This is a genomic window from Aeromonas sp. R7-5 (genome assembly GCF_040908015.1).
GTDB classification, from domain to species: domain Bacteria; phylum Pseudomonadota; class Gammaproteobacteria; order Enterobacterales; family Aeromonadaceae; genus Aeromonas; species Aeromonas caviae.
The window spans coordinates 244,420-255,910 of the sequence record NZ_JBFOCZ010000035.1; the positions used below are offsets into that span (position 1 = coordinate 244,420).

At 62.9% G+C, this 11,491-nt stretch carries 13 protein-coding genes; 3 read left to right on the top strand and 10 right to left on the bottom strand.

From position 1 onward, the window contains the following. Nucleotides 1–287: 287 nt before the first annotated feature. From AB5Y53_RS21035 to AB5Y53_RS21075, 9 genes are all read right to left on the bottom strand, one after another. The gene (locus AB5Y53_RS21035; RefSeq protein WP_368183148.1) at nt 288–1,916 is read right to left on the bottom strand and encodes a PAS domain-containing methyl-accepting chemotaxis protein; all 1,629 of its coding nucleotides are present in this window, start codon (nt 1,914–1,916) and stop codon (nt 288–290) included. 237 nt (nt 1,917–2,153) lie between these two features. Further along, nucleotides 2,154–3,002, bottom strand: a complete 849-nt coding sequence (locus tag AB5Y53_RS21040; RefSeq protein ID WP_324041845.1) for a TIGR03899 family protein — start codon at nt 3,000–3,002, stop codon at nt 2,154–2,156. Between the two features lie 121 nt (nt 3,003–3,123). After that, complete coding sequence (locus AB5Y53_RS21045) at nt 3,124–3,600, bottom strand: DUF3299 domain-containing protein (RefSeq protein ID WP_010675589.1); 477 nt, start codon at nt 3,598–3,600, stop codon at nt 3,124–3,126. Nucleotides 3,601–3,631: 31 nt separating this feature from the next. Continuing rightward, the gene (locus AB5Y53_RS21050; RefSeq protein WP_368183151.1) at nt 3,632–4,879 is read right to left on the bottom strand and encodes an ABC transporter permease; all 1,248 of its coding nucleotides are present in this window, start codon (nt 4,877–4,879) and stop codon (nt 3,632–3,634) included. Between the two features lie 58 nt (nt 4,880–4,937). Then, entirely contained in the window at nt 4,938–5,624 is a 687-nt protein-coding gene (locus AB5Y53_RS21055) for an ABC transporter ATP-binding protein (protein ID WP_039040841.1), read from the bottom strand. 4 nt (nt 5,625–5,628) lie between these two features. Further along, entirely contained in the window at nt 5,629–6,213 is a 585-nt protein-coding gene (locus AB5Y53_RS21060; RefSeq protein ID WP_069784203.1) for a DUF2796 domain-containing protein, read from the bottom strand. A gap of 36 nt (nt 6,214–6,249) precedes the next feature. Continuing rightward, nucleotides 6,250–6,540: a hypothetical protein gene (locus tag AB5Y53_RS21065; protein WP_368183152.1), complete on the bottom strand. Its 291-nt coding sequence runs from the start codon at nt 6,538–6,540 to the stop codon at nt 6,250–6,252. Nucleotides 6,541–6,583: 43 nt separating this feature from the next. Then, nucleotides 6,584–7,126 carry a YtfJ family protein gene (locus AB5Y53_RS21070; protein WP_010675585.1) on the bottom strand — a complete coding sequence of 181 codons (543 nt, stop codon included), beginning with the start codon at nt 7,124–7,126 and terminating at the stop codon, nt 6,584–6,586. Nucleotides 7,127–7,331: 205 nt separating this feature from the next. After that, on the bottom strand, nt 7,332–8,210 hold the full coding sequence (locus AB5Y53_RS21075; protein ID WP_010675584.1) for a hypothetical protein: 879 nt from the start codon (nt 8,208–8,210) through the stop codon (nt 7,332–7,334). Nucleotides 8,211–8,333: 123 nt separating this feature from the next. On the opposite strand from AB5Y53_RS21075, the gene AB5Y53_RS21080 reads away from it, so the two are divergent. Then, the gene (locus tag AB5Y53_RS21080) at nt 8,334–8,684 is read left to right on the top strand and encodes a hypothetical protein (protein ID WP_010675583.1); all 351 of its coding nucleotides are present in this window, start codon (nt 8,334–8,336) and stop codon (nt 8,682–8,684) included. Nucleotides 8,685–8,710: 26 nt separating this feature from the next. Here AB5Y53_RS21080 and ppa read toward each other — a convergent pair whose 3' ends face one another. Beyond that, nucleotides 8,711–9,241, bottom strand: a complete 531-nt coding sequence (ppa, locus tag AB5Y53_RS21085; protein WP_005335667.1) for an inorganic diphosphatase — start codon at nt 9,239–9,241, stop codon at nt 8,711–8,713. A gap of 233 nt (nt 9,242–9,474) precedes the next feature. Between ppa and mpl the strand changes: the two genes are divergently transcribed. Both mpl and AB5Y53_RS21095 read left to right on the top strand, forming a co-directional pair. Next, entirely contained in the window at nt 9,475–10,845 is a 1,371-nt protein-coding gene (mpl, locus tag AB5Y53_RS21090) for a UDP-N-acetylmuramate:L-alanyl-gamma-D-glutamyl-meso-diaminopimelate ligase (protein ID WP_039040843.1), read from the top strand. Beyond that, nucleotides 10,842–11,453: a flavin prenyltransferase UbiX gene (locus tag AB5Y53_RS21095; RefSeq protein WP_167826065.1), complete on the top strand. Its 612-nt coding sequence runs from the start codon at nt 10,842–10,844 to the stop codon at nt 11,451–11,453. The genes mpl and AB5Y53_RS21095 overlap by 4 nt, the downstream gene beginning before the upstream one ends. Nucleotides 11,454–11,491 lie beyond the last annotated feature (38 nt).

Sequence of the window (11,491 nt, forward strand, 5' to 3'; positions counted from 1 at the left end):
GCTTTCCGCCCAACGCCCAACATTCACGGCGTATGAATGGGGGAGTGAGCGAGATCATTGCCTTGCTGAGGGTTATGCGGTGCAGCCGAGAGGGTCGGCCTGGCAAGGGCGAGCAGGTGGTTGGGAGGGGGCGAAAGACCCGCGGGGTCAGTCGAGGACTCGAATTTGAAACCCGCTCAGACGCCCATGCACCACCCAAAAGAGGGGCCCGCTGCCGGTGACGACAGGGGCCCATGTTTTTTTTGTATTAGCGCACGGTCTTTAGGTCTGGTTTGCTCCGTGAAGGCTTAGCGGGCCAGCAGGGGTTGGCCGCTGGTCAGGGCGGTGCTGGTTGGCCGGGTGGCGGGATGCTGCTGGAACTGGCGTACCAGCCGCTCCAGGTCCCCGAGCTGCTTCACGAGGGCAATGATGCCCTGCACGGCGTGGCGGCTGCCCTGGCTGGAGTCGTCGGCCAGACGCTTGATGTCCAGCACGCTGTGGTGGATGTCCTGGGTGACCAGGGACTGCTCCTGCACCGCCTGGGCTATCTGGTTGCTGCCCGCGGTCACCTGCAACAGGCGTTCGCTTATCTGTTGCAGGATATCGCCGGTGGCGGCGGCCTTGAGGCGGCAACTGGCGGAGAGCTGTTCCCCTTGCGCCATGGCCTGCTGGGCATCGTCGGCGCTGGCCTGCAAGAGGCTTATCATCTGCTGGATCTCGCCGGTGGAGGATTGGGTCTTGATGGCCAGGGTGCGGATTTCGTCCGCCACCACCGAGAAGCCGCGACCGGACTCGCCCGCCCGGGCCGCCTCGATGGCCGCATTGAGGGCCAGCAGGTTGGTCTGGTTGGCGATGTTGTTGATGACGTCCAGGATGCCGTCGATGGCGCGGCATTGGTTGGCCAGCGCCTCTATCACGGCGCGGGAGGTGAGCAGCTCGCCGTGAACCCCTTCCACCGCCGCCACGGTATCGAGCACGCTGCGATTGCCCTCCCGAAACAGCACGGCGGTGTTGTCCAGGCTGTCCGAGGAGGCGCTCGAGCTGTGGGAGACTTCGCGAATGGACGCCGTCATCTCGGTGATGGCGGTCGCCACCTGGTTGGTCTGGGCCTGCTGTTGTTGCAGGTTGCCGGTGATGGACTCGGCATTGTTCAGATCCGTCTGCGCCGCCTGCACGATCTGCTGGCAGGTCTGCTGGGTGCGGGCCAGCACCGCATTGAACTCGGCCTGGTTCATCTTCATGGCGAGCTCGACGGCAGCCAGGCGATCGACCCGGCCGGTATACAGCAGTTGCATCAAGGGGTTGTCGAAACGGTGGCGGGCCAGGGTCTCCAGCCGGGCGAGGCGCCGGGAGAGGGTCTGGCAGATGACGAGCGCAACCACCAGGGGCAGGGCGCCGATGAGCAGAGGCCAGCCCGGGCCGTGCTGATAGCCGAGGGTGACCAGGCTGGCCAGCAGTGCCATCAGGCAGAGGTGGATCCCCAGGGTGTGGCAGCAGGGGGGCAGGCGCAGGGCCCGGGGGGTCTTGCCGCGGCGCATTTCGTCATAGACCCGCTCCGCACGCTGTTTGATCGCGTCGTCCGGCGCCGTGCGCACCGACTGGTACTCCACCACCTTGCCGCTTGCGTCCTGAATGGGGGTGACGAAGGCGTTGACCCAGTAGTGATCCCCGTTCTTGCAGCGGTTCTTGACCGGGCCCATCCAGCTTTTGCCTTCCCGCAGATGGCGCCACATGTCGGCAAACGCCTGGGGCGGCATGTCGGGGTGGCGGACCAGGTTGTGGGGGGCCCCTTGCAGCTCCTCCAGGGTGAAGCCGGCTATCTGGCAGAATTCGTCGTTGGCATAGGTGATGCGGCTCTCCAGATCCGTGGTGGAAATCAGGTTCTGATGCGACGGGTAGAGGCGCTCATGCTGGGTAACGGGTTGATTGACTCTCATGGTACTTCCTGCCTGACAGAGGAAAGAGAGTCTGGTTGCAATTCGTACACCAGAGTGCCCAAAAACGCTTAAATAGCGTTCTATGTGTCTCTTTTGTGCTCAAAGCCCGTAGTGGGGGGAACATGGCCCGGGCTCGCGTCCGCCCCTGCTGTCAGGATTCGCTTTTTGGGAGCCGTTTTGGCAATGGCGGGGCGGGTTTCGCAATTTGGCAAGGCGGGGCCGGGGCCTCCGCCAGCCTCAGGCGGGCAGATCCGGCTCGCTGACCGGGGCCGGCATCTGAGTCTCTATCTGCATGTGGGTGGAGAGCAGGGTCTTCAGATCCTGCAGGTACTCCTCCAGGGGGGGCTCGTCCAGCAGCAGGGCAAGCTCGTTGCCGATGGGGGTGAGCCGGTAATAGAGCAGGGTGAGGTTGCTCTGGCGTTGGCGCAGACGCCAGCGCTGGTTGCCAAAGGCCAGCTCGACCCCGTCGGCGGGCAGGGGACCGGATTCGAGCTCGCCACGGTGCAGCAGCCCGAGATCGCACAGCAGCAGCAGGGCGCTGTAGGGCACCCGGTATTTGCCGAGCCCCATCCGGGTGACCTTGGCGCGACTGAGCAGGCTGGCCCCCTTGTGCATGCCCAGCAGCAGGCGCTGCTCGTCGCTGCCCTCGTAGTGGCAGGAGAGGGCGCAGATGCGCTGGAACAGCTGGGCTTCGCGCTGGGTCATCTCCTTGAGGGTGTTGAGGGCACGGATGGAGAAGCGGCCCGGGGTCGCCACTTCCAGGGCGAAGATGCGGCCCCACAACTGCTGCATGGGGGTCATGCTGATGTCTTCGGCCAGTTGCAGGAAGCGGGTAAGCCAGTCGCTGTCTATCTCGCCGCCGGCGGCAGTCTCTTCGCAGTGGCGCGCGGCCATCACCATGATGGATTCCAGATTGCGCTGGCGGGTGGCCTGCTCCGCCAACTGGCGAAAGGTGGCGCGCTGCTCGAAGGTGCTGTCGCTGTTGCGGGTGAGCATGCCATCGATGCCGCGGCTGCGGGCCAGGCGCAGGGTCTGCTCCTGGCTGCTCAGGATGGAACTCTCTTTCTTGGGGGGCAGGTCAGCCATGCTGGCTCCGTGATGGCAAGGTCTGGTAGTGAATGTTACTCCAACCAGATCCATGAACAATCCCTTTGCCGGGGTCGTCACGGGATAAAAAAATGGCCTCCCGGGGGAGGCCATCAGGGGCTCACTCTTCGTAGACGCTGACCTCGACCGCGTCCATGGAGTAGGAAGCGGTGGCCATCTCGTGGCTGGAGCTGACGGTGTGCATCTTGCCCTTGACCCAGATGGCGTCCCAGAGGTCATCCACCGGCGCCCCCTTGGGGTAGCTCACGTAGATCACCTGGTTGGTGGGCGGGGGCGGCACGTGAATGCAGGCGCCGAAGTAGGGGACCAGCAGGAAGGCGGTGATGGTCTTGGCATCCCCTTCCAGGGGCACCACGAACCCGGGGATCCGCACCTCCTGATTGTCCAGCTTCTTGTTGACGCCCCCCACCGGCTGCGGCACCGAGGAGAAGTCGCCATCATGGCTGACCTGGGGCGGTGGCAGCAGTTTTTCCCCCTCCGGGATGAGGATATCCCAGTCGATGGTCTTGTAATCTGCGGCCATGGCAGGCAGCACCAGCAGGCTGGCCAGCAGCGCCACTATTTTCCACTTCATCATCTGTTCTTCTCTCTTGGTCGGATGCGTCGGGTCAGACGCGAATGCTCATGCCGTCGCTCAGGCTGTAGCGGTAAGCGCGGGCGGCAGGCAGCAGCCCGATCACCATGCCCGCCAGCCAGACCAGGCACAGCAGTTGCCACTCATAGGCGCTCGGCAGACCCAGGCTCATTTGCAGGCCATAGTGGCTGAGCAGCCAGGGGCTAGCAAGCCCCTGACCGAGATAGAGCGCGGCCACCCCGAGGGCGATGCCCGCCGTGGTGAGCGCCATCGCCTCCAGCGCCAGCAGCAGGAAGAGGTGGGCAGGGCCCGCCCCCAGCGAGCGCAGAATGGCGAGCTCGCGGCGCCGCTCGTTGAGGCCGGCGAGCAGGGTGGTCAGCATGCCGATGAGGCCCGCCACCACCACGAAGCCCGCGATCACCGACAGGGCGGTCTCCGCCACGCTCATCAGCCCCCAGAGCTCCTGCAGGGCGGCTCCCGGCAGGATGGCCATCAGGGGCTCTCTGGGATAGGTGTTGACGCTGCGCTGCAACTGGAACGCCAGGATCCGGTTGCTCAGACCCACCATGAAGGCGGTGATGGTCTTGGGGGTGAGATCCAGCGCCATCGCCTGTTCCGGGGTCACGTTCTTGCTGTGACGACCGGTGTCCCAGCCCAGGTGGATCGCCTCTATGCCCGCCAGCGGCACATGAATGGTGCGATCGATGGGGGTGCCGGTGGGGGCCAGGATCCCCACCACCTTGAACGGCATGTTGTCGTGCTGGCTGAACGAGGTGTTGCCGGCGCCATGGGCGATGACGATGGATTGATCCAGGTGATAGCCGAGCTTTTCGGCCACCTGGGCACCCAGCACCGCTTCAAACGGTGTTTCGAAGGGGCGACCTTCGCGCAGGACGAGCGCCTGCTGCTGGCCGTACTTCAGGTGGGTGAAGTAGTCCCCGTTGGTGCCGAGCACGCGAAACCCCTTGTGGGAGTCGCCGAGGGAGAGGGGGATGGTCCAGGCGACGCCTGGCTTTGTCTTGATCGCCTGATAGGAGTCCCAGCCCACGTTGTTGGTGGGGTTGCCGATGCGAAACACCGAATAGAGCAGCAGGTTCACCTGGCCGGAGCGGGCGCCGACGATGAGATCGGTGCCGGAGACGGTGTTGGCGAAGCTGTCCCGTGCCTGACTGCGCACCCGCTCCACCCCGAGCAGCAGGGTGACGCTGATGGCGACGGCCAGCAGGGTGAGCCCGGCGGTGAGGCGACGGGCCCAGAGACTTTGCAGGGCGAGTTTCAGCATGAGAGCCTCCGCAGTGAAGTGGAGATGGCCGGACGGGCTGCGAGATGATGGCGTGTGGTCATGCCGCCCTCCGGTTGAGCTGTTGCAGGTTCTCCACCCGGGGGAAGAGGGGCTCCAGATAGGGATCGTGACTGACGAAGACCAGGGTAGATCCCTGCTTGTCGCACTCCTCGAACAGCAGCCGGATGAAGGCGGCCCGGTTGTCGGTGTCCAGGGCCGAGGTGGGCTCGTCGGCGATCACCAGAGGAGGGGAGCCTATCAGGGCGCGGGCGGCGGCAACCCGCTGCTGCTGGCCGATGCTGAGGGCGTGGACGGGGCGATGGAGCGCTTCATCCGGCAGTTGCAGTTCTGCCAGCAGGCGGCGCGCCTCCTGCTCGGGGCTCCCTGTCAGGCGGGCCCGCTTGGCGGGTGAAAAGGTGAGGGCAGCGGTGACGTTGTCCTGCACCGAGAGAAACGGCAGCAGATTGAACTGCTGGAAGATGTACCCCAGATTGGCCGCCCGGAACTGGTCACGGGCGCGGCCGGAAAGCCGGGCCAGGGGCTGGCCCAGCACCTCCAGGGTGCCGTGGTTGGCGGTCTGGATACCGGCCAGCAACCCGAGCAGGGTGGACTTGCCACAACCCGATGGGCCCTTGATGAAGACGCGCTCACCCTCGTGGATGCGAAGGGCGGGCAGATCGAGGACGGCTTCGTGACCCGGCCAGGCAAAGGCCAGATCACGGATCTCAACCACGGCATGTTTCATGGTGTTACCAGCCCAGTTTGTTGGCGGACGGAGTCAGTTCGGCGGCGGTCTGGCCGGTGGGCAGTATGCCCTGCACGCTCAGCTTCTCCAGGCTCGGGTAGAGGCTGAACAGGGTGGCCTCGAGACCGGTGAGTTTGGCCGGGGTAGCGCAGGTATAGGTGTACATGGCTCCCATGTCCGCATGGCCCGCGTCGTCGTGATGGTGTTCATCGTGAGCGCCATCAGCCTTGTCGTGCTCGTGCTCGTGCTCATGGTCATGGTCATGATCTTCCTTGGCGGCCTGCAGCTCCTGCTGGGTCAGCTTGCAGCCGGCGGCCGGGTCGAAACGGAAGAGGGCGTCGGGCTGCTGGAGGCGGGCCACCGCCTTGGCATACTGCGCTTTCTCCTCATCGGTGTTGGCGGCATGCTCGAAGCCCACCAGATCGGCGGCAGGGGCCTGCAACTCGATCATCAGCTGGTTGCCGTCGAGTACCAGGTTGAGGTGGCCGTGACCGTGCTCATGGGCACCGTGGCTGTGGCTTTCGTGTTCGTCGTGATTGGCCTGGGCGCCGAAGGCGGCAGCGGCCAGCAACAGGGTGACTGCTTTCATCGTTAATCCTTTTGAATAAATAGAGAAAAGATTGGTTCAAAAAAAGAAACAATGAAGGGGCGGTGGGGCGCGGATACGGCGATGTCCCGTGGTGCCGGTGGCCGCCCTCGGTTGGGGAGTGCCGATATACCGGTCGATGCCAGAGGAGAGGGGAGGGAGTGCGGGGGTCGGCGTCAGTGCCAGCTTGCCATCCAGATGCAGGACGCAGAGGGTGCAGGCATGACCGTGATCGGGCAGGGCAGCTTGAAGAGGGTGCTGTGCCAGCGCCGGTTGCATCCACAACCAGCCCAGCAGCAACACCCAGATTGTCAGTGTGGAACGACCCATAGACCCTTGTGGAAAGGGCGCCATCAGCGCCCTTCTCTCTGATTCAGAGATGGGACTGGATGAGCCCCATCACCTTGGTTATCTCGGCGGCATCGAGCTGGCCATCTTTGGCAAACAGCACCTTGCCCTCTTTATCCAGCAGTATGATGGCCGAACTTTCCGGGGTGAGCGCCCAGGCGTTGCGGGCCATCCCCTTGGCATCCAGCACCATGGCGGACCAGGGGAACTCTTTCTTGCTGTCCTCGGCACTGCTCTTCACGAAACCGGACGTGCCCCAGATGGCGTCATTGCTGTTGATGATGGTGACGGTCTGGTACTTGTCGTGGGGCAGCTTGGCCGCCTTGATCGCCTCGATCATGGGGGCATTGAGCTCCTTGGCGCTGGAGCGACCCGCGATGTGCTGGATCAGGAAGACCTTGCCGGTCAGGACCTTGCTCTGCCAGGGCTGATAGCTGATCTCCTTCTCCTTGAGCACCAGCTCCCCCTTGTCGCTGATGTTGACCAGCGGCACCTGGGTTGATTCCTTGATGTTGTGGGCCATGACCAGGGTTGGCAGCAGCGCCAGAGTAAGCACGAGATGTTTCATCCGGATGACACTCCTTTGTGATGTTATAACGATTTTTGGGTCGAGGGAATGGGACCCTGAACATCCTAAACTGATCGGATCTGTTTAAAAAGTGTTAAATAATGCAGGGTGCGACGGTGATCTTGTCAACATGGTCGCCATCCCCCCAATGACGGCGGCAAGGATGGCATGTCATCCATCAAAAGCAAGTGATGGTCAGAAGAGGCTAGTAGAGCGGTTCGCTGATCAAGGGAATCTGGGCCATGGTCATCTGCTGGGCCAGCAGGGGAGAACCGGTGAGCAGCACGTGGCGCTGATTGCCGATCACCAGGGTGTCCCCCTCAAGGCCGCTGTCGGCCGTGATGGCGAGCCAGGCCGGCGAGACGCTGCCGATGCTGATGTTCGGATAGATGATGCTGAGGCTGTACTGGGGCGCCAGCTCCGCCAGCAGACTGGCCATGAGCAGCGCCTTCTCGTCGCTGTCGGCCTTGTTGTCCTGCAGGGCCTGCAAGGGCGGAGCGAAGTGGTCCATCTGCTCGGGCGGGGTGGGGATGCCGCTCAGCCACTCCTGCAGCAGGGTGACGCTGGTGGCGAGATCCTTGGCCGAAAACTGCTGTGCCAGGGGTTTGAGGTCTCCCTTGAACTGATAGAACAGCTGGGAGTAGTTGGGGCGCACACAGGGCAGCTTCTGATTGGCCGGGTGAACGCAGGGCTGGACCCGCATCTCGTAGAAGGCGTCCTCCTGATATTGCCGGTAGGCCTGCCAGAACTGGGCGGATTCTAGGCTGCTGTCGTGCAGGGTAAAGGCCTGTTCCAGGTTGCGGAACTTGGTAGCCGTCTCCGGGCTGTGCTGGTTGATCTGGTTGATGCTGTTGTAGAGGCGCGGACTGATGTAGGAGTAGAGTGTCTCCAGCGGGAAGTTGAGGGCGGTGTCGAGCTGTGTCATCTCGTGACGGCTGGCTGAAAAGGTGCGCTCATCCGCCGTCAATTGCAGGTGCTTTTGCTGACCATCTGCAGATTGCCACTGCCAGCTCAGGTTGATCTCGTTGGCCTGCGCCATGGTGCCGAAGAGCAGACTGCACAGAAAGCCTTGTGCCAGTTTCATGGTGCGCCTCCGCCTGGGTTGATAATAAACAACTAGGTGAGTGACCGGCATTTGGATTGGTCTGGTGACAGATATATTGGTAATTATCTGATCTGACTTTAAATTTAATTCAGGAAATAAGTCATGGGGGAAATCATCATGAAGCTTGTTTCACGGTTTCTGCTGATATTGGTGGCCACGCCAGCGCTGGCGGGGCAGGTCATCGTCAATCAGGGATTGTCCAGCGCGGATACCTTCGCCCTGCGGGATCAGCTGGCCCGGGAGCATGAATGGCAGGAGTGGCTGCGCTTCCAGCAGGCCATCAAGTGGCTGGAGGTGCTGCCGGTCAACTGCGATCTGGTGGGAGGTGCCGGTCAGGAATATCGCTGCGGTGATGACTATTACCGCCCCTATCGGCAAAACGGGCGAGACCTCTATATCCAGGGGGATCCCCCCGGAGCGTCCCCGCAACGACCAATAAAAAAGGCGCCATAAGGCGCCTTTTTTTGCGAGGAATACGCTTATTTTGCAGCGTAACGCTCGGCAGAGGTCTTGATTTCGGCTTCGGCAGCGGCCTTGTCGCCCCAACCTTCCACTTTGACCCACTTGCCCGCTTCCAGCTCTTTGTAGCGCTCGAAGAAGTGCTGGATCTGGGCTTTCAGCAGCTCGGGCAGATCGTTCACATCCTGGATGTGATCGTACTGCTTGGTCAGCTTGGAGTGGGGAACGGCCACGATTTTGGCGTCTTCGCCAGATTCGTCGGTCATCTTCAGCACGCCGACCGGGCGGCAGCGGATGACGGAGCCGGCCAGCAGCGGGTAGGGAGTCGGAACCAGCACGTCGACCGGATCCCCGTCCAGGGACAGGGTGGCGTTCACGTAACCGTAGTTGCACGGGTAGAACATCGGGGTGGACATGAAACGGTCAACGAAGATGGCGCCGCTGTCCTTGTCGACTTCGTATTTGATCGGGTCGGCGTTCTGCGGGATTTCGATGATGACGTAGATGTCGTCAGGCAGGCTCTTGCCGGCCGGTACCAGGTTCAGGCTCATGACGTTTCCTTTGAGTGTTGGAGTCAAGTTTGCAGGCCGACATTATAGCGATGTCCCGTCAAATGACCATATTTCAAGGGCCGGGTGGCGTGGTGGAGGGTGGCTTTTCCCCGCGCTTGCCCGATTTCTGTCGTCTGCGGGCGCGGATGCCTTCGCTCCCCATGGGCGCGGCTTGTGCCACCGGGTCAACAGACCCTAGAATGCGCACTCCCTTTACTGGAAAAGGCAGCGGTATGCACATTCACATTCTCGGGATCTGCGGCACCTTCATGGGTGGTCTGGCGGTGTTGGCAAAACAGCTTGGCTATCGGGTGACCGGCTCCGACGCCAACGTCTATCCCCCCATGAGCACCCAGCTCGAGCAACAGGGCATCGAACTGACCGAAGGCTACGACCCCTCCCAGCTCGATCCGGCGCCGGATCTGGTGGTGATCGGCAATGCCATGAGCCGTGGCAACCCCTGTGTGGAATATGTGCTGGACCGCAATCTGCCCTATATCTCCGGCCCCCAGTGGCTGCTGGAGCACGTGCTGAAAGATCGCTGGGTGCTGGCCGTCGCGGGCACCCATGGCAAGACCACCACCGCCAGCATGCTGGCCTGGGTGCTGGAGTATGCCAAGCTGGAACCCGGTTTCCTCATCGGCGGCGTGCCGGGCAACTTCCCGGTTTCCGCCCGTCTTGGCTCGGCTCCCTTCTTTGTGATTGAAGCGGACGAATATGACTGCGCCTTCTTCGACAAGCGATCCAAGTTTGTCCACTATCACCCGCGCACCCTGGTGATGAATAACCTGGAGTTCGACCACGCGGACATCTTCCCGGATCTCGCCGCCATCCAGCGCCAGTTCCACCACCTGATGCGCACCGTGCCGAGTAACGGCCGGGTGCTCTTCCCCAAAGGTGATGACAACCTTACCGCCGTGCGCGAGATGGGCTGCTGGAGCGAGGTGGAGCTGGTGGGCCAGGACGACGCCAAGTGGAAGGCGGTGAAGCTGGCCGATGACGGCTCCGCCTTCGAGGTGTGGCTGGATGGCGTGAAACAGGGGGAGGTGCACTGGGAGTGCATCGGAGAGCACAACGTCAACAACGGTCTGATGGCCATCGCCGCCGCCCGCCATGCCGGTGTCATGGTGGAGCACGGGATCAACGCCCTCTGCCAGTTCAAGTCCCCCAAGCGGCGCATGGAGCTGAAAGGGGAAGTGGCCGGCATCAGCGTCTACGATGACTTCGCCCACCACCCCACCGCCATCGAGACCACCCTGGGCGGCCTGCGCGCCAAGGTGGGCAAGGCCCGCATCCTGGCAGTGCTGGAGCCCCGCTCCAACACCATGAAGCTCGGGGTTCACAAGGAGGAGCTGGCCGGTTGCTTCGACGGCGCCGACGAGGTGTTCTTCTTCCAGCCCCCCAACATCGGCTGGGATCTGGGGGAGGTGACGGCCCACATGACCCGGCCTGCCCGGGTATTTGAGGCCCTTGACGCCCTGATTGGGGCCCTGGTGGCCGAGAGCCGCCCAGGGGATCATATTCTGATCATGAGCAACGGCGGGTTTGGCGGCATTCACGACAAGCTGATCGCCCGCCTCAAGGAGCTGCAGAGCGCATCATGAACAAGGCCATCACCCTGGCGCTGACCGGCGCCTCCGGCGCTCCCTATGCCCTGCGCCTGCTGGAATGCCTGGTGCAGGCGGACTATAGGGTCTTCCTGCTCGCCTCCTCGGCGGCCAGGGTTGTGCTCAAGACCGAGCAGCAGCAGGATTGGCCGGGCTCCCCCAAGGAGCTGTCGGCGTACCTCTGTCGCCATTATGGTGCCAAAGAGGGTCAGATCGTCGCCTGTGGCAAGGAGGAGTGGTTCTCGCCGGTGGCTTCCGGTTCGGCGGCCCCCAAACAGATGGTGGTCTGCCCCTGCTCCATGGGCACCGTCTCGGCCATTGCCAACGGCACCTCGGACAACCTGCTGGAGCGCGCGGCGGACGTGGTGATCAAGGAGCGGGGCCAGCTGATTCTGGTGCCCCGGGAGAGCCCCTTCTCGGCGATCCATCTGGAGAACATGCTCAAGCTTGCCCGTCTTGGCGTGACCATCATGCCGGCGGCGCCAGGGTTCTACCATGAACCCAAAAGCATCGAAGATCTGGTGGACTTCATGGTCGCCCGCATCCTCGACCACCTGGGTGTCGAGCATGAGTTGACCAGTCGCTGGGGTTATGCAAACCACTGATACGGCGGGGAGCGGACAAAAAAGCGGCGCCGGGCTGT